This window comes from Sulfurimonas sp. (assembly GCF_023229025.1).
Lineage (GTDB): Bacteria > Campylobacterota > Campylobacteria > Campylobacterales > Sulfurimonadaceae > Sulfurimonas.
This window is the reverse complement of record NZ_JALOAA010000014.1, coordinates 14,322-32,907: the sequence shown is the minus strand read 5'-3', so window position 1 is coordinate 32,907 and position 18,586 is coordinate 14,322. Positions and strand designations below refer to the sequence as shown.

The 18,586-nt window shown below is 37.2% G+C and carries 21 protein-coding genes; 19 read left to right on the top strand and 2 right to left on the bottom strand.

What is annotated here, in order from left to right:
* Window positions 1–69 precede the first annotated feature (69 nt).
* The 9 genes from M0Q20_RS05055 to M0Q20_RS05015 all read left to right on the top strand — a co-directional run bounded on the left by M0Q20_RS05055 (window position 70) and on the right by M0Q20_RS05015 (window position 7,266).
* A complete protein-coding gene (locus M0Q20_RS05055) occupies window positions 70–459 on the top strand; it encodes a hypothetical protein (protein WP_295059082.1) in 390 nt (129 codons plus the stop codon).
* Window positions 450–1,127: a 16S rRNA (uracil(1498)-N(3))-methyltransferase gene (locus tag M0Q20_RS05050; RefSeq protein ID WP_295059081.1), complete on the top strand. Its 678-nt coding sequence runs from the start codon at window positions 450–452 to the stop codon at window positions 1,125–1,127. The genes M0Q20_RS05055 and M0Q20_RS05050 overlap by 10 nt, the downstream gene beginning before the upstream one ends.
* A 100-nt stretch (window positions 1,128–1,227) precedes the next feature.
* Window positions 1,228–1,428: a 50S ribosomal protein L31 gene (gene rpmE, locus M0Q20_RS05045; protein WP_295059080.1), complete on the top strand. Its 201-nt coding sequence runs from the start codon at window positions 1,228–1,230 to the stop codon at window positions 1,426–1,428.
* A gap of 12 nt (window positions 1,429–1,440) precedes the next feature.
* Window positions 1,441–2,256 (top strand): 16S rRNA (cytidine(1402)-2'-O)-methyltransferase, encoded by an 816-nt coding sequence (gene rsmI / locus M0Q20_RS05040; RefSeq protein ID WP_295059079.1) that lies wholly within the window; start codon window positions 1,441–1,443, stop codon window positions 2,254–2,256.
* Window positions 2,257–2,294: 38 nt separating this feature from the next.
* Window positions 2,295–2,975 (top strand): 23S rRNA (guanosine(2251)-2'-O)-methyltransferase RlmB, encoded by a 681-nt coding sequence (gene rlmB, locus M0Q20_RS05035; RefSeq protein ID WP_295059078.1) that lies wholly within the window; start codon window positions 2,295–2,297, stop codon window positions 2,973–2,975.
* A complete protein-coding gene (locus tag M0Q20_RS05030; protein WP_295059077.1) occupies window positions 2,972–3,754 on the top strand; it encodes a hypothetical protein in 783 nt (260 codons plus the stop codon). The genes rlmB and M0Q20_RS05030 overlap by 4 nt, the downstream gene beginning before the upstream one ends.
* Window positions 3,748–4,611, top strand: a complete 864-nt coding sequence (locus M0Q20_RS05025) for a hypothetical protein (protein WP_295059076.1) — start codon at window positions 3,748–3,750, stop codon at window positions 4,609–4,611. The genes M0Q20_RS05030 and M0Q20_RS05025 overlap by 7 nt, the downstream gene beginning before the upstream one ends.
* A gap of 91 nt (window positions 4,612–4,702) precedes the next feature.
* Window positions 4,703–5,923, top strand: coding sequence for an LL-diaminopimelate aminotransferase (locus M0Q20_RS05020; RefSeq protein WP_295059075.1), 1,221 nt, complete (start codon window positions 4,703–4,705; stop codon window positions 5,921–5,923).
* Between the two features lie 83 nt (window positions 5,924–6,006).
* A complete protein-coding gene (locus M0Q20_RS05015; protein ID WP_295059074.1) occupies window positions 6,007–7,266 on the top strand; it encodes a homoserine dehydrogenase in 1,260 nt (419 codons plus the stop codon).
* A gap of 13 nt (window positions 7,267–7,279) precedes the next feature.
* Here M0Q20_RS05015 and M0Q20_RS05010 read toward each other — a convergent pair whose 3' ends face one another.
* On the bottom strand, window positions 7,280–8,110 hold the full coding sequence (locus M0Q20_RS05010) for a universal stress protein (protein ID WP_295059073.1): 831 nt from the start codon (window positions 8,108–8,110) through the stop codon (window positions 7,280–7,282).
* Window positions 8,111–8,200: 90 nt separating this feature from the next.
* On the opposite strand from M0Q20_RS05010, the gene M0Q20_RS05005 reads away from it, so the two are divergent.
* The 5 genes from M0Q20_RS05005 to M0Q20_RS04985 are packed head-to-tail and all read left to right on the top strand — an operon-like array spanning window position 8,201 to window position 12,884.
* Window positions 8,201–8,551 carry a hypothetical protein gene (locus M0Q20_RS05005; RefSeq protein WP_295059072.1) on the top strand — a complete coding sequence of 117 codons (351 nt, stop codon included), beginning with the start codon at window positions 8,201–8,203 and terminating at the stop codon, window positions 8,549–8,551.
* A gap of 9 nt (window positions 8,552–8,560) precedes the next feature.
* The gene (locus tag M0Q20_RS05000) at window positions 8,561–8,947 is read left to right on the top strand and encodes a CBS domain-containing protein (RefSeq protein ID WP_295059071.1); all 387 of its coding nucleotides are present in this window, start codon (window positions 8,561–8,563) and stop codon (window positions 8,945–8,947) included.
* Window positions 8,947–10,437, top strand: coding sequence for a DUF1538 domain-containing protein (locus M0Q20_RS04995; RefSeq protein ID WP_295059070.1), 1,491 nt, complete (start codon window positions 8,947–8,949; stop codon window positions 10,435–10,437). Before M0Q20_RS05000 ends, M0Q20_RS04995 begins: the two co-directional genes overlap by 1 nt.
* 53 nt (window positions 10,438–10,490) lie before the next feature.
* Window positions 10,491–12,554 carry a molybdopterin-dependent oxidoreductase gene (locus tag M0Q20_RS04990; RefSeq protein WP_295059069.1) on the top strand — a complete coding sequence of 688 codons (2,064 nt, stop codon included), beginning with the start codon at window positions 10,491–10,493 and terminating at the stop codon, window positions 12,552–12,554.
* Window positions 12,555–12,884, top strand: a complete 330-nt coding sequence (locus M0Q20_RS04985; protein WP_295059068.1) for a YraN family protein — start codon at window positions 12,555–12,557, stop codon at window positions 12,882–12,884.
* On the opposite strand, the gene M0Q20_RS04980 is transcribed toward M0Q20_RS04985, so the two are convergent.
* A complete protein-coding gene (locus M0Q20_RS04980; RefSeq protein WP_295059067.1) occupies window positions 12,881–13,276 on the bottom strand; it encodes a thioredoxin family protein in 396 nt (131 codons plus the stop codon). The two genes, M0Q20_RS04985 and M0Q20_RS04980, sit on opposite strands and share 4 nt — an antisense overlap.
* Window positions 13,277–13,352: 76 nt before the next feature.
* On the opposite strand from M0Q20_RS04980, the gene M0Q20_RS04975 reads away from it, so the two are divergent.
* From M0Q20_RS04975 to M0Q20_RS04955, 5 genes are all read left to right on the top strand, one after another.
* Window positions 13,353–14,768: an aldehyde dehydrogenase family protein gene (locus M0Q20_RS04975; protein WP_295059066.1), complete on the top strand. Its 1,416-nt coding sequence runs from the start codon at window positions 13,353–13,355 to the stop codon at window positions 14,766–14,768.
* 292 nt (window positions 14,769–15,060) lie between these two features.
* Window positions 15,061–15,411, top strand: a complete 351-nt coding sequence (locus M0Q20_RS04970; RefSeq protein ID WP_295059065.1) for a c-type cytochrome — start codon at window positions 15,061–15,063, stop codon at window positions 15,409–15,411.
* A gap of 27 nt (window positions 15,412–15,438) precedes the next feature.
* Window positions 15,439–16,629 carry a cytochrome c3 family protein gene (locus tag M0Q20_RS04965; RefSeq protein WP_295059064.1) on the top strand — a complete coding sequence of 397 codons (1,191 nt, stop codon included), beginning with the start codon at window positions 15,439–15,441 and terminating at the stop codon, window positions 16,627–16,629.
* 6 nt (window positions 16,630–16,635) lie between these two features.
* Window positions 16,636–17,652: a cytochrome c3 family protein gene (locus M0Q20_RS04960; RefSeq protein WP_295059063.1), complete on the top strand. Its 1,017-nt coding sequence runs from the start codon at window positions 16,636–16,638 to the stop codon at window positions 17,650–17,652.
* Between the two features lie 191 nt (window positions 17,653–17,843).
* On the top strand, window positions 17,844–18,584 hold the full coding sequence (locus M0Q20_RS04955) for a cytochrome c3 family protein (protein ID WP_295059062.1): 741 nt from the start codon (window positions 17,844–17,846) through the stop codon (window positions 18,582–18,584).
* Window positions 18,585–18,586 lie beyond the last annotated feature (2 nt).

The window sequence follows — 18,586 nt, the reverse complement described above, 5'->3', positions numbered from 1 at the left end:
CTCTTTAATTTTAAGAGCCTCTTTTTATTGAATTTATTGTAATATTTCACTATGAATGAAATGTATGATATGAGTATTGTAACACACAACTGGGGTGTTGGGCTAGTTTTAGGCGCTATTTTTGCAAATATTGTTATGCTATATGGTATAAAAAGTTTAACAAAGTACACAAGAGCTATGTTACTTTTTACGCCGATTGTATCAACTACTATAGGTATGGTTATCTTTACCGGGGTTGTTATGATGGCAGCAAAGCATCTGGACTTTACGATAGAGAATATCGCTATGATACTCTTTGCGATTATTTTGATATATCTTGAGATAAAACGCTCAAGAGCACTTAGTCACATTAATAAAAAAGATCCAGACGCATTTAAAAACTTTAAAGCGTATGCAATTAAGATATTTTTATGGGAGATTTTTGTGACTCTTAGTATCTCCTTTTGGATGTGGCTTTGATATATGTGCTCAATGATGAAGCAGGGGAGCAGACTCTACATATAAGAGGTGAGCTTTATAAATATCTAATTAAAGCCCGCCGCCATAAGGAGGGAGATGAGATATCTTTTAGGTCAAGAGAAAAATTGGAAATCTTGCATAGATATAGAGTCGATACGCTTGATTCAAGAAGTGCGGAGCTAGCGCTTATCTCTTCAGAGTTATATGAGGTAAAGAGTAACAAAAGCCTCCATATAGGTTGGTGTGTTATAGATGCAAACTCAATAGAAAAAGTTCTCCCTTCTCTTTGTGAAATAGGTGTTAAGAGAGTCTCGTTTATATCATGCCAAAGAAGTCAAAAAAACATTAAACTTGATTTTAAAAGATTTACGAGAATCATAGAAGCTTCAATGCAGCAAAGCGGAAGAAGCAACTATATAGAGTTTGATACATATAGAAGTGTAGAGGAGTTCATAGCAAAGTTTCCGGATACTAACGTATTTGATTTTTGTGATGATACGCTGCAGGATTATAGTGACGTAAGAACTGTTTTAATAGGGTGCGAGGGTGGTTTTTCTCCTAAAGAGAGAGAGCTTCTTAGCTCTTTAAAAAGATTTAGACTAAACACACCTATGGTACTGCGTTCAGAGAGTGCAGTTGTTGCAATAGCTAGTAAAATACTGTTTTAAGATAAATATTGGTATAATCCCATTCTTAAAAATCCGCCCCCATACGGATTTAAAAAATATATAGATATTCGCACACAAACGAGTGTCAAAAGGCAAAAAAATGAAAAAAGATCTTCACCCTAAATTAGTAGTCTGTACAGTAAGCTGTGCATGCGGAAACAGCTTTGAGACTGAGAGTGTAAAAGAGGAGATGAGAATAGATATCTGTAATGAGTGTCACCCATTTTTTACAGGTTCTGAGAGAATGGTAGATACCGCAGGAAGAATTGAAAAATTCAACCAACGTTACGCAAAAAAATAATCAAGACTCCTCTTGCTTACACTTCTCCCGACTCCAATTGGGAATATAGGCGATATATCGCTTAGAGCTATTGAGGCTCTAAGTAGCGCCGATACACTTCTATGCGAAGATACTCGCGTTACAAAAAAACTAATCCACATACTAAAAGAGCGTTACGACACATCTTTTAAGCCTGAGCAAAATTTTATCTCACTCCATTCACATAATGAAAAAGAGTTTATAGAGTCTCTTGAGAACTCTTTTTTTGAACAGAATGTTGTTTATGTAAGTGATGCGGGGATGCCCGGTATCAGTGACCCGGGTCAAGCACTTGTTAGGTATTGCCAAAAAAATGGTGTTGTTTACGATGTTTTACCGGGAGCAAATGCGCTTTTGACAGCATTTGTTGCAAGTGGATTTGTAGAAACAAAGATGCTTTTTTGGGGATTTTTACCTCATAAGGGTAAAGATAGAGAGGCTTCTCTTTTGGGTGCTCTTGGTAGCGGCTTTACCACGGTTGTTTATGAGTCTCCGCGCAGAGTTGAAAAGCTCTTAACTGAAATTGCTCAAGAGGATCCATCAAGAGAGATATTTTTAGCAAAAGAGCTTACAAAAAAGCATCAAAGCTACTACTTTGGAACTGCTGATGAGATAAAACAAACAATAGGTGCAAATATTCGCGGTGAGTGGGTTGTAGTCATTAGTGCATCTGCTGCACAAAAAAGTAGCGCCGTAACTCAAAATGACATCTTAGAGCTTGATCTGCCAAAGAAAGTTCAAGCAAAGCTTATCTCAAAAATAACAGGAGAAAATACAAAAGCTTGTTATGAGAGACTCTTAAAGCTATAGATATATACTATTTTCAATTTTTTGGATAGAATGTTCAAATGTTAATTTATGCAAAGCAACCAATCAACTATATTATAAATAATCATCCTGCAAAGATAAAGAGGCTTTATCTGGCAAAAGAGATAGAGAAAAAAGAGTATTCACGATTAATGAAAATGGATTTTGAGATAAAGAGAATTCCATCTGATGCGGCAGGAAAAATGTGTAAAAATGCCTCCCATCAAGGAGTACTAGCAGAGGTGGATGACTATCCGCTACATGATTATAAAACCTTTTTAGATTATGAGTATCTGCTTGTTCTCTCAGGTTTGACGGATGTCGGGAATATCGGTGCAATAATTAGAACAGCTTATGCACTTGGCGTAGAGGCTGTAATTGCGTGTGGAGTAAAATCACTTCCTCTTGAAGCAGTAACTAGAACAAGTACCGGAACTCTTTTTGATATGCCTTTTGCGATAGAGACAAATATTCATGATGTTATAAACGACTTAAAGATGTCAGGATTTAGCACATATGGTGCTGATATGCAAGGCGGTGACATTAGAGAAGTAGAAGTAAGAGGCAAAAGAGCCCTCTTTTTAGGAAGTGAAGGTGAAGGGTTAAGTACAAGAGTTAGCTCAAAAATGGATATGATTGTAAGTATAGCAATGGCGCATAAGTTTGACTCTTTAAATGTCGGTGCAGCCGGAGCAATTTTGATGGATAGGATGAGAAGATGAGTGAAGGTCTTGAAAAATTAAAAAGTATTGGCATACAAAAAGTTCATGAAGTAACTCACATTTCAAGAGTGCATGTTCAGGCAATATTTAATGAGAATTTTGAAGGCATGGGTAGTGTTCAGCTGTTGGGCTTTATATCTATTTTAGAGAGAGAGTACTCTGTTGATTTAAGTGAGTTAAAAAGCAAAGCAAAAGAGTATTTTGAGAGTAATGCACCGGTTGAAGAGAACATAGAGAAAGTTAAACTTTTTTCATCATCAAAGAAGGAGAGAAACCCTGCTTTTGTTTATGGAGTAATTGCGCTAATTATTATTCTAACACTGCTCTACTTTGCTTCAAGAGCGCCACAGAGCGACATGTTAGAAGACAATACTACTTCTCAAGCAGCTACTATAGTAATTCAGGATGATGAGAATGTCTCAGAGTTTGATGAAAATATTACTGAGGAGAGTTTGCTAGAGCCGACTCTAGAAAAAGAGCAGGAGATAGAGGTAAAACCGATAACATTAAAAATTATTCCAAAGACAAGAGTATGGTTGGGTTATATTGATTTGTCCAATCATAAAAAATATCAGAAGATTTTCTCCGATGAGTTAGAGTTTGACACTACAAAAGATTGGCTTTTAGCATTTGGGCATGGTCATATAGATATAGATATAAACGGCGAAATAAAAAGCTTTCAAGACCCTAAAAATATAAGATTTTCATATATCGACTCTGAACTAAAAGAGATAAGTTTTGAGGAGTTTAAGAGTTTAAATAGGGGTAGTGGATGGTAAAAATATTTTTACTCTCTGTAGCGCTTATATCTTCTCTTTTAGCTCAGCAGCCAAAAGAGATAAACAGCGATGATCCTTTAATTCAAAAAGTAAAAAGCCTAATAGCTCCTGCTACATTTGCCAAGGATAGAGCCTATATAGATATCATCTTCTCTCCAAGATCGGATTACTACAACAGCCAAGGAAGAGTAGATTCTGTAAAAGTAATCCAAACACTTAAAGATAACGGTATTTTAAACCTCTTTTTTAAAACTCCTCGTGAGATAAAGATAAGCTTTAAGACAGAGGGCGTGCCTCTGTTTTTTGTAAAGATAATGAGTGATTCGCTTAGAAATTTAGGTTACTACAGATATGTAACAAAAGAGTCAAGCTATAATGACTCTAAATTTACATGGAAAATAAGTCTAATTTCTGAATATGCGGCAGATCCTCTGATTCTAAGTCAAGAGCTAAGAAAGAGTAATTGCGAAATTATTGATGTAGTAAGAGAGAATGAGAGTGACTGGCTATATTTGATTGATATGAAAGATGCCAAATTAGATGTAAGCACTCTTGAAGACTCAGAGGAGTTTAGACTCAAGAGATCACTCTACTCATATTGGTTAGACGTATCAAAAGTAGATAAGATTGAGATATCAAGCTCTCATAGGAATGATTGGTATCCCTATATAGCCTATTATGACAAATCCCTAAAGCTACTGCGAGTTATTAAGATAGATAAAAAAAGAAGCAATATAACACTCAACATGAGAGAGAATACACACTATATAAAGATTTCTGATATATACTCTCTTAAAAATATAAAAGATGACTTGGTTTTAAAACCAACCGCAAAAAAAGTACAAGCCCCTCTGTAAGAGTTCTGTTTATATCGCTTTGGAGTTGCTTGTAAACAAATTATAAAATTTTTTCGATAGAATGTCATTAATAATTTAAGCAGGAATATTCATGTTTGACGAAATAGAGTTTGATAGAGTAAAAAGATTACCAAAGTATGTTTTTGCCGAGGTAAATGAGTTGAAAATGGCACAGCGTAGAGCAGGTGCAGATGTAATAGACTTTTCTATGGGAAATCCTGATGGGGATACTCCTGAGCATATTAGAGAGAAGCTTGTTGAGTCTGCACAAAAGACAAAAACACATGGTTACTCAACATCAAAAGGAATACCAAAACTTTTAACGGCAATTGCAGATTGGTACAAAAGAAGATATGACTGCGATTTAGACCCTATGACAGAGTGTGTCGCAACTATGGGCTCAAAAGAGGGGTATGCACATCTTGCATACGCTATAACTAATCTCGGCGATGTTGCCATTGTGCCGGACCCGACATATCCAATTCATGAGTATGCATTTATATTAGCAGGCGCAAGCGTAATCAAATTTGGAATAGAGTTTGATGAAGATTTTAAGATAAATGAAGATAAGTTTTTCCAAGATCTCGTAAAGGTTTTTAAAGAGAGTGCTCCTAGACCAAAGTATGTGTTAGTTAATTTTCCGCACAACCCTACAACAGCAACCGTTACGCAGGATTTTTATGTCAGACTTGTAGCGCTTGCAAAAGAGCTTAGATTTTATGTCATCAGCGATATTGCGTATGGCGATATAACATTTTGTGACTATGTTACACCATCTATCATGAGCGTTGAGGGTGCAAAAGATGTAGCAGTTGAGAGTTTTACTCTCTCAAAGAGTTACAATATGGCTGGATGGCGCGTGGGATTTTTTGTAGGTAACAAAAAGCTTATCGGAGCACTTCAAAAAATTAAGTCTTGGCTTGATTACGGTATGTTTACTCCTATCCAAGTGGCGGCTACCGTAGCATTAAACGGCGACCAGCAGTGTGTTAGAGATATTACTGCAAAGTATGAGCATCGTCAAGATATTCTTTTAGAGGCATTTGAGAGAGCGGGTTGGCATATTAGAAAAAATCAAGCAAGTATGTTTGTATGGGCAAAGCTTCCTGAGTGTGTAGCGCATCTTGGTAGCTTGGAGTTCTCAAAGAGGCTGCTTGTAGAAGCCGGAGTAGCTGTTGCTCCGGGGATTGGTTTTGGCGAGTATGGAGAGGGTTATGTTCGTATAGCTCTGATAGAGAATGACAACAGAATTCGTCAAGCAGCACGAAATATAAAAGAGTTTTTAAAACAGTTTACAGAGCAAGAGAAGTAATAACCTAGTCCTTAGGCAAAGCATTGGTAATTGAATAATAGTTGGGCTTGGTTTAATTAATATTAAAAAAATAGGGAAACGGTATGATAAAGATAGGAATAATAGGCGTTGGGACTGTTGGAACGAGTGTAGCACAAATTTTAAGAGACAATGCTGATGTGATCTCTGCTCGTGCGGGAGTCAATATAGTCGTAAAAAGCGGAGTAGTAAAAGATCTAAACAGAGATAGAGGTTTAGATATTAAACTCACAGACAATGTTGATGAGATCCTAGAAGATGATGAAATTGATATTGTAGTTGAGCTTATGGGCGGTGTTGATGAGGCTTTTGAGATAGTCAAGCGTGCTCTTAGAAACGGCAAAGCAGTTGTAACCGCAAATAAAGCACTTTTGGCTTACCACAGATATGAACTTCAAGAGATAGCGCAAGATATAGCTTTTGAGTATGAGGCTAGTGTTGCAGGCGGTATTCCTATTATCAATGCTCTTCGCGATGGACTCTCGGCTAATCACATAGAGTCTATTAGCGGGATTATGAATGGCACGAGCAACTATATGCTTACTGAGATGATTCAAAACGGCATGAGCTATGCAGATGCCCTTAAAAATGCGCAAGATCTAGGCTACGCAGAGGCAGACCCGACTTTTGATGTAGGCGGCTATGATGCGGCACATAAGCTTCTAATCCTTGCAAGTATCGCTTACGGTATAGATGCAAAACCTGAAGACATTTTGATTGAAGGCATTGAGAATGTCTCAAAAGATGATGTAGAGTTTGCAAACGAATTTGGATATGTTATTAAGCTTCTAGGTATTGCTAAAAAAGATGCAGACATGGTGGAGCTTCGCGTTCACGCAAGCATGATAAACAAAGATGAGATGATTGCAAAGATAGATGGTGTTATGAATGGAATTAGTGTTGTAGGCGACAAGGTAGGTGAAACACTATATTATGGACCCGGTGCAGGCGGAGACGCTACTGCAAGTGCAGTTATAGCAAATATTATTGATATCGCAAGAAGCGGAAAAAGCAGACCTATGCTTGGCTTTGACAGACCGATGGAAGCAGGATTAAAGCTTAAATCTATAGAAGATATTGAGTCAAAATATTATCTTCGTATAAATGTATCTGATAAAAAAGGCGTATTAGCAAAGGTTACCAAGATGTTTGAAGATAGTAATATATCGGTTGAAACTATGCTTCAAAGACCTACATCATCAGACTCTGCAAATTTATTAATCTCTACACATACGGCTTATGAGAGGGATATTCAAAACTTGATAAACTCATTAGAGAGCTTAGAGTTTGTAAACTTTAAGCCTGTCATGATTAGGATAGTGTAGGGCTAGTAACTCCTTACACTTTTAAGATAACGACATCTTTTTCTGAGCCTTCTAGTATATCAAGTGCATAAAAACTTATTTTGCCTGTTGTATGAACTGCTACTATATCAAAAACAATATCCTTAACTTCACTCTCAAATAGTTTCGGATTTAGCGAACTTTTACGTACTCTACCCGATATCTTTACATCTTTTGGTAGTTCTAAAGAGCTTATAAAAATATCTAATTTTTCAGTAGACTCTTGCATTAAAGAGAGTTGATACTCAGCAAGGTCTGAGTCATTAAACCCATAATTGTTCAATCTGTTTTCAAACGGAACTGTATAAAAGTTTAAAAGTTTTATATGCAGATTGGGAAATATATTGACTACTTTTCTTATAGCTTTTCTTGAGTCATTAGAGAAATCTGTAAGCATTAAAAGATTTTTGTATTTTAACTCATGGTCACTTTTTACAACCAAAACAGGAATAAGAGAATTTCTGATTATATCTTTTGTGTGTGAACCCATATAAGAATCGCCCAGAAAATAAGTCTCTCCGCTTTTGCCCATAATAATCAAATCACTATTTAAAATTTGCGCAGCTTTTGCTACCTCGCTTCTTATTTTCCCGCTGACACAGTGGAAGTTTTCATCTTTAATGGCAGGAAATTTTTCATTTAACACTTTAATGCTATGCTCTCTTATGTAAGAGAGATCTTTTTTTTTAGAAAAAAATGAGTTCTCGACGACATGAACAACATGTACGTCTCCATTGAATTTTTTTGTAAAGTCTATAGCTTTTTGTAGTACCGTAAGGCTGTCTTTTGAAAAATCTACAGCTACTAAGGTTTTAAGCTTGTTCATTATGTATCTCCACTGTTTTAACTAACATGTATTTTATCTTTTTATTGTAAAAAATATGATAGAATTTATCAAATTTAAAGGAGCAAAGAGATGAAATTTGTGGTTTTGACTGTAATAACATCAAGTGAATATGAGGATACTCTAAAAACCGTTGCAAAAGATGCCGGTGCTAGTGGCAGCACTACTCTTCAAGGAAGAGGAAGCAGCTCAAAGGAGAAAAAGAGTTTTTTTGCTCTTACTTTTGAAGGAAACCAATCTGTGATTATTTATATCTTAGAAGAGAAGCTATCAAAAACAGTCCTCAAAGCAATAAACATGGAGATACAAAACAATCCGACAGATTGTATCGCTTTTACAATGCCGATTTCACACATGATAGGGCTTGATAGAGAGCTACTTAAAGTATTTGAAGAATCAATTAAACTTGAAGAGAACCTATAGGAGAAGATGATGATAGTAGAGAATGTTATGAAGAAGAGTGTAACTACGATTAAGCCTTACGCAACGTTAAAAGAGGCACTCTCGCTTATGAAAGAGAAGAAGCTAAAATCACTGATTGTTGATAAAAATTCACCTAGCGATGCTTATGGAATAATTACAAATACAGAGATATTAAAAGCAATATTGGCAGAAGATGGCGATATAGAGCTTCTAAATGTTTACGACATATATAACAAGCCCGCTTTTAGCGTCTCTGGAAAAATAGATGTAAAGTATGCTGCAAAAACAATGATAGAGCATAATATCAAAAGAGTTGTAGTAACAGACAATAACGAACTCAAAGGCGTACTCTCAATCACTGATTTAACCGACTATTTGATGAGTTTGGTGGATTAATGCTAGAACTAATAAAAGAGTTTAAAAAAACTTTTATAGAATCATTTTTAAATCTAATTCCGATTCTGCTTATTATCGCAGGATTTCAAATCTTTGTTTTTCAGAGTGTTCCGGATGATTTAGACTCTTTAGTTTTTGGCTTTTTTATAGTTACTATCGGGATAACATTCTTCTTAATGGGGCTTGAGATTGGAGTATTTGGGCTTGGAAATAGTCTCTCAAGTGAATTTTTGGAGAAAAAATCTATATTTTGGTTTGCACTATTTGGTTTTGCTTTGGGCTTTAGCGCCTCTATAGCCGAACCTGCCATAATAGCCGTTGCTTCTCAAATTCAAGCCATTACAAACGGTGCACTTGATGCTTTAGTGCTTCGACTTATAATCGCGACAAGTGTCGGTGCAATTACCGCCTTTGGTATTATTAGAACCATCTATGGATGGTCAATTTCAAAGATTATCATTATAGGGTATGCGATTGTTTTGATTATTACATACTTTACCCCTCGTGAGATTATAGGACTTGCTCATGATTCAGGGGTTATTGCTACTAATGTTGCGACTGTTCCTCTTATTGTAGCTATTGGTATTGGGATAGCTTCAGCGATTAAAGAGAGAAGTGCCTTAAGAGACGGTTTTGGGTTTGTAGCCCTTGCTACTATCACTCCAATGATTGGTATACAACTCTACGGAATTTTTGCTCTTGATGAGGGCTTCTTATCGCAAGTCCAATATATAGCAAATGAAGCAGAAGATAAGGCTCACTATATCGGTGGCTTTAGCATAACAAAGGTTATTGTAGATCTCTTTGATACATTTAAAAACATCTTGCCAATTATTGCAACTATTGTTATTTTTCAATACTTTGTGATTAGAAAGCCACTGCCAAATGTTAGTAGAGTAGTATTTGGATTTATCTTTTTGATTTTAGGACTTTACGGTTTTATCGTTGGAATAAAGCTCGGACTCTTTCCTATAGGAGAGTCAATTGCTCAAAATCTGGTAATTATGAATAATGTTTTTTTTATATATCTGTTTGCATTTTTAATAGGGTTTGGTACAACTATGGCAGAACCTGCTTTGGTTGCAGTTATAAAACAAGCAGACAAAATGTCAGAGAAGCAGATAAACGTTAAAATGATAAGGCTATTGGTCGCTCTTGGTGTCGGTATGGGCATCTTAATCGGCGTATATAAGATAGTAAGCGGAGGCGACATTTGGTTCTATATCGCATTTTTTTATATGCTGGCAATTTTGCTTGCCCTGTTTGCTCCAAAAGATATCGTAGCTTTTGCTTTTGATTTGGGCGGGGTTACAACATCAGCGATTACCGTGCCGATAGTTACGGCATTTGGGCTATATTTGGCAATAAATATAGATGGAAGAGACCCGCTAATGGATGGATTGGGACTTATGGCATTTGCCTCTATATCCCCAATGATAACGGTTATGGGATATGGCATCTTGATAGAAAAATTTAAAACTCCTCTTTGATTAATATAAAAAAGATAAAATTTTATGTAAAAATTAAGATTTGAGAGTTACAGATGGAAAATACCCAGACAATAGATAGTGTTTGTACGTACTGTGGTGTCGGCTGCGATATTGCTGCACATGTAAAAGATAATAAAATTCAAAAGATATTCGCGCATAAAGATGGAGTTGTTTCGCAAGGAAAGCTCTGCATAAAAGGGAAGTATGGATTTGACTTTGTTGACTCAAAAGAGCGTCTTAGAGTCCCAAGAATAAAAAAGAGTTTTTTAGATAAAAACCCATCTATAAAGGAGGCTATTGCATCATCGTTAGTTGATTTTGATGATGTTTGGTATGAGAGTAATCTAGATAGTGCCACAACTGCCGCTGCCATGAAGCTAAAAGAGATTCAAGCCAAATACGGCAGAAAAAGTATAGCATCTATTGGTGGTGCTAGAACCTCATGCGAGAGCGTCTATTTTTTTCAGAAGTTTACACGTCACACGCTTAACTCCCCGCATGTAGATAACTGTGCTAGAGTCTGCCACTCACCTTCTCTTAAAGGGATGCGTACAACTATTGGAGAGGGCGCTGCTACAAATCCTTACAATGATATCTACAACTGTGAGTTTATGATAGTTATCGGCTCAAATACGACAGAAGCTCATCCTATTATTGCAAATCGTATTGTTGATATGGCGCAAAAACATGACAATCTAGCTGTTTTTGATGTTAGAGAGATAAAACTCCACCGCTTTGCAAAATATAAGGCGATAATGCCTTATGAGGCAAATCTGCTTGTTTTAAATATGCTCGCACATGTCATTATTAGCGAAGAGCTTTATGATGAGAGCTTTATAGCGGAGCGTACTAAAGGGTTTGCAGAGTTTAAGGATAAGATTTTAAACGACCCTTACGCCGATCCGAAATATTTTGAAAATATCAAGGGGTATGAGCAGTTAAGCAAGACAATTCCAAAGGTAGCAAGGGAGTATGCACTTAAGAGATCCATGATTTTTTGGGGTCTTGGGATTACTGAACATATTGACGGCTCCTATGCGGTTATGGCTATAACACATCTTGCACTAATGACTGGAAATATAGGAAAAGTAGGGGCAGGGCTTATGCCTTTAAGAGGTCAAAATAATGTTCAGGGCGCATGTGATATGGGGATGCTTCCATATTATGACCCTGATTATCAAGAGCCAAAAGAGGTGGGGCTTATGACTCCACAGCTTGTCGATGAGATGCTCGAAGGACGCTTAAAAGCGGTGCTTAATATCGGAGAGGATTTAACACACATCCATCCAAATATAAATAAAGTTGACAGAGCAATAAGCAACTTAGAGTTTATAATGGTTCAGGAGCTTTTTGTAACGGATATTACGGCAAAAGCAGACATAATTATAGGCGTAAAATCAGCATATGAGAAAACAGGGGTATATGTAAATGCTATGAGAAGACTTCACCTCTCTCAACCGCTTGTAGAGTCTGACTTGCCTGATGATTGGGAGGTTTTACAACTTCTTGATAATAAAATGGGTGGAAAAAGTTCCTATAAAAACTCAAACGAGATTTGGGATGAGGTTCGTGAAGTTGCTTATCGCCGTTTTAGCGGAGCGTCATATAGCAGGCTTCAAAGACATCGTAAGCGTGGGCTTCAGTGGCCTGTTCATACAGAAGATACTCCGATTTTGCATCAGCTAGACTTTAGAACAGATGACGGTTTAGGCGAATTTCACTACCACCAATACAAGTTACGCAATATGCTTCAGGAGATAGTTGAGCAAAAAGATAGAGGCTACTATCTTACAACCGGAAGAACGATAGCCATGTATAATAATGCGGCACAAACAAAGCAGACACTTAGTCTAGTGGATAGATATGATGAGGATATTTTACTTGTAAATAGTGGTGATGCGGATGATTTTAGGAGCAAACGTGTTATCTTAAGAACACAGCATGGGGAGACAAAGCCTCTTAAAGTAAGATTTACGGACAAAGTGGAGCCAAAAACTCTTTTTGTAACGTTTCACTACGCAGACTCAAAGATAAATTCACTCTTTGGAGATGAGAGTGACGAACTTATTTTAACGGCTGCTTTTAAATCTGTAAAAGTTGAAGTAGTAAATACGTAGATGAGCAGAGCCAAAGGGAATACGGCAGAAGATATCGCTTGTCAGTTTCTTGCAGATAACGGGTTTGGCATAATAGAGCGAAACTTTTACTCCCGTTTTGGCGAGATAGATATAATAGCTTCAAAAGAGAGTGTTTTGCATTTTGTAGAGGTTAAGAGCGGATTGGATTATGAGAGTGCCGTTTTAAATATTACAAAAAGCAAGCTCTCTAAAATCATAAAAACAGCACATGTCTATATGAAGAAGAGCTCTTTGGATGTGGATTTTGTTTTTGATGCTTTAATTGTTGTGGATAAGAAGATAGAGTTTATAGAGAACATTACGCTCTAGGGCTCTTTTTTAAGATTTACCTCTTCTATGAGATTTAAAAAACCATCAATCTCTCTGCTTCCTCTATCAGCATGTATTACCTCGCCTTTGCTTGTCAGAAAATAGTGTCTTGGAACGCCCTTAGTCACAAACTGTTTAGGTATTTCGTGTCTATCTCTTGAGAGGTACAGAAGCACATACTCCTCTTGAAGTCTATCGATTGCTTTTTGGTTTGATAGTGTAAGTTTTTTAAATCTTTCACACCATCTACATACATCGGCACCGATAAAAAGGTAAACTCCCTTACTCTCTTTTTGAGCTTGTTTTAGTGCTTTGTCATAGTCGTTAAGCCAGTTAAGTTCGGCACTATAAAGAGTTGTAAAAAGTATAAACAGGAGTGTAAAAAGTTTCATTTATTTTAAATTCCAAAGAGTATTATTTTACACTATAATAACATAATAATAAAAACAATGAGGTAGGAGGGTTTTTATGGTTGCAAATATATTTTTTGGCTCAAAAGAGGTCTCAAGCAAAGAGTTGACGCATAGAGTAAGTCCATACAGTGGCGAGATAGTCTCTTCATCAGCAGTCTGTAGTGCAGATGATGCAAACAGAGCACTCCTTATCGCTAAAGAGGCAGCCAAAGAGGCTAGAAAAAGCACTATTTCGCAGAGGTGCGAGTGGCTTTTAGATGTTGCTAAAAAACTAAAAGAAAATAGAGAAGATATAGCAAAGACAATTACAGATGAAGTGGGAAAACCTATCGCTTTTGCAAGAGTAGAAGTTGACAGATGTATAGAGACTGTAACAATTTCTGCCGAGACTATGCGCACTATGCACGGTGAGACTATCAATACAGACGCTACGATAAGCGGCAAAAAAACGACAGCCTTTTTTATTCGAGAGAGTGCGGGGGTTGTTGTTGCAATTACTCCTTTTAATTTTCCACTCAATTTAGTAGCGCATAAGCTAGCTCCTGCATTAGTAGCAGGCAATAGTGTTGTATTGAAGCCGACTCCTGAAGCCCCGCTTACTGCTTATAAATTTGCAAAACTTTTTATAGAGAGTGAGTATGCGATAAAAGATGCTCTGAGTGTCGTTTACGGTGATGCAGAGGTTGGCAATGCGCTTATAACAAGCGATATTCCTCGTGTTATAAGCTTTACGGGTAGCGTTCCTGTAGGTAACATAATTACAAAAAATGCCGGAATTAAAAAAATATCGCTTGAGCTTGGAGGAAATGCTGCAACCTATATTGATGAGAGTGCAGATTTGGATTTGGCGGCTTCGAGATGTGTTATGGGTGCATTTGTAAACTCCGGACAAGTTTGTATCTCCCTTCAACGTATCTATGTAAATGCAAAAATATATGATGCATTTGCACAAAAGATGGCAGATGAGACAAAGAAACTTGTTGTCGGCTCTCCTTATGAAGAGGATACTTTTATGGGTCCTCTTATTGATGAAGAGGCTTGCAGTAGAGCTATGGAGTGGGTGGAGAGTGCCATAGAAGAGGGTGCAATCGCAATGTTGCCTCCACGAAAAGAAGGAAGGCTTTTTTACCCTTGTGTTATGAGCAATGTTAGAGATGATATGGCGATTGTTTGTGAAGAGGTTTTTGCTCCCATAGTCTCCTTGGTTAGAGTTGAGAGTTTTGATGATGCACTTCCACGTATAAATAACTCTCCCTATGGACTTCAATTTTCAATCTTTACAAATGACTTAAGTATTACAAAAAGAGCAATCTATGAGCTTGATGCGGGAGGAGTTGTAATTAACGACATGCCGACCCTACGTTTTGACATTCAGCCTTATGGCGGAGTAAAACTTAGTGGTGTAGGACGAGAGGGTCCTAGATTTGCTATTGAAGAGATGAGTGAGATAAAAAGTATCGTTATCTGCTAAAAAATAAGAGTAGTAAAGTTACAAAGTTACTAAAAGTAAAAATATTTATTTTGTAATATAAAATCTTAAATCTGTTAAAAAAATCTCATTTTACATAATTTATAATCTATTCTAAAATATGTAAAATGCCTAAAACAAGGGGTATTTTAGAAGAGTTCAGACTCTATAACTGCCCAAGTAAAAGTTAAGAAAAAGCACAAAATAGTAAAAAAAAAAGATGATTAATTCATATTAAAATTAGAAAAAGTTATGATATAATCGGGCACTGTTAAGTTAAAACAAGGGGCTTTAGATGAAAAAAATAATAGTAGGATTATCAGTTTCAACACTTTTTTTGTGTAGTGTTTGGGCTCAAGATATAAGTGCCAAAAGAGGTCAAGAGATATTTGAAGCAAAAGGGTGTGTGGCATGTCACAAGGATAATGTGGATACAATTGGACCATCGTTATCTACAATTGCTAGAGGATATATAGGAAAAGAGAAGGAACTTCTCTCATATCTTAGAGGACAGGCTCCGGCTATTATTGATCCTGCACGTGCGCCGGTTATGGATCCGCAGCTTGTAAAAATAAGGACGCTTTTTGATCCGGATATGCAAGCGCTTACAACATATATGATTTCTGCAAACGATAGACCGTTTTAATATTTAGCTAAAAAAGGGAAAATAGATATGAGATATAGTTGGTTTTTTATATTGAAAATAGCAGTTGCCTTACTCTTTGTATCTGTTAATGTCTTCGCGCAAGAAGCTGTTTTAACAGAGGCTGAAAAGTTTTACGGCACAGAACTTAGGACATCAAAAAAGGTTCAACACCCTCCTTTTGAGTGGGGTGACTGTACTGTTTGTCATACAGACGCAAAGGGAGAAGAGGCTCTTATCATGGATCCTCCTGAATTATGTGCAATGTGTCATGAAGCAAAGGACGACAAAGAGTTTATTCACGGTCCGGTAGCAGCAGGTGCTTGTACGGCTTGTCATGACCCGCATGAATCAGACAATGCAAAGCTATTGGTTGCATCAAGTATAAACGAGCTTTGTAACTCATGTCATCAAGATAAAGATGAGTTTTTACGAAATACCGCAAACATTCATCCACCGGTAAAAGATCAATGTACCAACTGTCATGATCCACATACAGAGAATCATCTCTACCAGTTAAAAGCTGATGGAAAACAAGATTTATGTGTTATGTGTCACGTAGATAAAGAGGTTTGGATTAGCACCGTATCAGATAAGCATGGTGCGCTTGATAGACCAAGAAAGTGTCTGGAGTGTCACGACCCACACGGCTCAACAAATCCTAAATTTTTAGTAAAAGATACAAACAAAGAGTTGTGCCTATCATGCCATAGCGAGTCTCTAACAAGAGATGAAAATGGAGACAAACTTCTAAATATAGGAAAACATCTAGATAATAATCCTGACTGGCATGGTCCTATCTTATGGGGAGATTGTGCAGCGTGCCACAATCCGCATGGTTCAAATAACTTAAGTATGTTAAACAAACCGTTCCCTAGAACTTTCTACGAGAAGTTTGAAGAGGATAATTATATCTGTTTTCAGTGTCATGAGAAAGAGAAGATTATGGATGCCAATACAACAACGGCGACAAACTTTAGAAACGGTGCAGATAATATGCACTTTGTTCATGTAAACAAAGAGAAAGGTCGCTCTTGCCGTGCATGTCATGATTTTCACGGTACAAAAGAGTACCCGCATCACTTAAGAACAAAAACGAAATTTGGTAAGATAAACTTTCCTATTCGTTTCATTGAGACAGAAGATGGCGGTTCATGTGCACCTGCATGCCACGCTCGTCGTCACTATGATAGGGTAACACCAAAAGTTAACCTTAAGTAGGCTGATTTGAAACCCCTATATCTGCTGCTTTTTTTAATTGCCGCACTCTGCGGCAATACACAAGAGAAATCTTCAATACACCTGCCTCAAGATAAAACACGCTATGTTGGAGAGAGTAGTACTTTTGTAATAGATACTACATTCAGTGAGGCAGACTCTATAGTTATAGAGCATAGCAATAAAACTACAACATTAGAAGTAAAACCGCAAAAAGATACATACTGTAAAACAATTAAATTAGATCCTGGACAAAACACCGTTTTTGTCACTCTTTACAAAGGTGGAGAAGTTGTACAAAAGAGCAGCAGAGAGCTATATTTTCTTTCAGAACTCTTTGAAGGGATTGATGAGTATGAGCTTCAAGAGTATGATATAAGATTTTTCCATAAGGATGAAAAAGAGAATAAATGTGCTTCATGTCACAACATGAAATCAAATATTCCAACAAACAATGAAGTTCTTGAAGATGTTACAAAGACAACTTGTTATGAGTGTCATAATGGCATGATAAGTACAAGAAACACACATGCACCCGCTGCAAACTGGCTCTGTACGGATTGTCATAACGGAAAATTCGGTGAGTATAATATGCAGGACAAAGGTGCTTCAAAATATTTAGTAGCAGATCCGGTTGCAAAGACTTGCAGTGAATGTCATGAGGGAGTTGAGGAGTGGGAGAAGAGCAGGTTTAGTCATGGTCCTGTAAATGACGGAAGATGCGAGAGATGCCATAATCCGCATGGCTCAGACAACGAGTTTTTTCTAAGAAAAAGTATCTGGAATTTATGTACTACCTGCCATGCTGAAATGTCAAACGGACAACATGTTATACCCGCTATAGGTTTTGGCGCGCCGACAAAAAGTGGAGGACATCCTACAAAAGGAAGAGACGATCCTGCCCGCCCCGGACGTGAGTTAACTTGTAGTGGGTGCCACAATCCGCACGGATCTAGCGGACTGTTCCTCTTGAGAATGAGAGGCACTATGCCATATGGTGTATGCCAAAGATGTCACAAGAAGTAAACGAATGGTTAGAATCATCACAAAAATATCACAATAACAGATTTTATCTACATTTTGTTACAAAAAGTAACTTGACGCAAGTCAAATAGATATTTGTTTGTCTTTTAATTATATTTTATTTAGAATAAGTTATACTTGTAATAGAAAATAGTATTACAAAAAATTATATACTATTTAGGGAAGGGGACAAAATGATTAGTAATAAAATCAAAGTTATGGTGCTCGCATCAATGTTGGGTATTTCGTCTGCATTTGCCGGTCCAATTAGTGGTAGTCCGCATGATTTATCGGCTAATGCTCTGTTAGATAGTAACACTGCTGATAATGGTGAGATATGTGTATATTGTCATACGCCTCACGCGGCAAATACTGCTTTTACAGGCGCACCTTTATGGAACAAAGCTACTCCTACAGGAACATTTGATATGTACGGAGCAACAATAGCAGGAACAAATACGGCAGCAACTCCGGCAAGTCCGTCTCTAGCATGTCTTAGTTGTCATGATGGTGTAAGTGCTATTGACTCTATCGTAAATGCACCGGGTTCTGGTATGAATGCTGTAGCTGGGTCTAATGACATTAATAGCTTAGCAGTTGATTACGGTGGAAATATAGGTGGTACTCCGGGTACTACAACTGTCGGTAACCCTGACTTAACAAACGACCACCCTGTCTCAATTGTATATACTCCTGGTACAGCTGGACTTAGACCGGTTGCTACGGTACTTACGACACTAGGTGATAATAGTGCTTGGTTAGGTGCTACTACTGTTGAAGATTTGCTTCGTGGAGTTGGAAATGACCAAGTAGAGTGTGGTAGTTGTCATGATCCACATAACGGTGGAAAAACACAAGGAACAGATACTGAGGTTAACTTCCTTCGCCATACAAATCAAAATAGCTACCTTTGTCTAGGTTGCCACGATAAATAATA

What these genes read in the sequence shown, in the direction of transcription:
- M0Q20_RS05055 (WP_295059082.1), top strand. Translation starts at nt 70, where the DNA reads ATGAGTATTGTAACACACAACTGGGGTGTTGGGCTAGTTTTAGGCGCT.
- rpmE (WP_295059080.1), top strand. Translation starts at nt 1,228, where the DNA reads ATGAAAAAAGATCTTCACCCTAAATTAGTAGTCTGTACAGTAAGCTGT.
- rlmB (WP_295059078.1), top strand. Translation starts at nt 2,295, where the DNA reads ATGTTAATTTATGCAAAGCAACCAATCAACTATATTATAAATAATCAT.
- M0Q20_RS05030 (WP_295059077.1), top strand. Translation starts at nt 2,972, where the DNA reads ATGAGTGAAGGTCTTGAAAAATTAAAAAGTATTGGCATACAAAAAGTT.
- M0Q20_RS05025 (WP_295059076.1), top strand. Translation starts at nt 3,748, where the DNA reads ATGGTAAAAATATTTTTACTCTCTGTAGCGCTTATATCTTCTCTTTTA.
- M0Q20_RS05020 (WP_295059075.1), top strand. Translation starts at nt 4,703, where the DNA reads ATGTTTGACGAAATAGAGTTTGATAGAGTAAAAAGATTACCAAAGTAT.
- M0Q20_RS05015 (WP_295059074.1), top strand. Translation starts at nt 6,007, where the DNA reads ATGATAAAGATAGGAATAATAGGCGTTGGGACTGTTGGAACGAGTGTA.
- M0Q20_RS05010 (WP_295059073.1), bottom strand. Translation starts at nt 8,110, where the DNA reads ATGAACAAGCTTAAAACCTTAGTAGCTGTAGATTTTTCAAAAGACAGC.
- M0Q20_RS05005 (WP_295059072.1), top strand. Translation starts at nt 8,201, where the DNA reads ATGAAATTTGTGGTTTTGACTGTAATAACATCAAGTGAATATGAGGAT.
- M0Q20_RS05000 (WP_295059071.1), top strand. Translation starts at nt 8,561, where the DNA reads ATGATAGTAGAGAATGTTATGAAGAAGAGTGTAACTACGATTAAGCCT.
- M0Q20_RS04995 (WP_295059070.1), top strand. Translation starts at nt 8,947, where the DNA reads ATGCTAGAACTAATAAAAGAGTTTAAAAAAACTTTTATAGAATCATTT.
- M0Q20_RS04990 (WP_295059069.1), top strand. Translation starts at nt 10,491, where the DNA reads ATGGAAAATACCCAGACAATAGATAGTGTTTGTACGTACTGTGGTGTC.
- M0Q20_RS04985 (WP_295059068.1), top strand. Translation starts at nt 12,555, where the DNA reads ATGAGCAGAGCCAAAGGGAATACGGCAGAAGATATCGCTTGTCAGTTT.
- M0Q20_RS04980 (WP_295059067.1), bottom strand. Translation starts at nt 13,276, where the DNA reads ATGAAACTTTTTACACTCCTGTTTATACTTTTTACAACTCTTTATAGT.
- M0Q20_RS04975 (WP_295059066.1), top strand. Translation starts at nt 13,353, where the DNA reads ATGGTTGCAAATATATTTTTTGGCTCAAAAGAGGTCTCAAGCAAAGAG.
- M0Q20_RS04970 (WP_295059065.1), top strand. Translation starts at nt 15,061, where the DNA reads ATGAAAAAAATAATAGTAGGATTATCAGTTTCAACACTTTTTTTGTGT.
- M0Q20_RS04965 (WP_295059064.1), top strand. Translation starts at nt 15,439, where the DNA reads ATGAGATATAGTTGGTTTTTTATATTGAAAATAGCAGTTGCCTTACTC.
- M0Q20_RS04955 (WP_295059062.1), top strand. Translation starts at nt 17,844, where the DNA reads ATGATTAGTAATAAAATCAAAGTTATGGTGCTCGCATCAATGTTGGGT.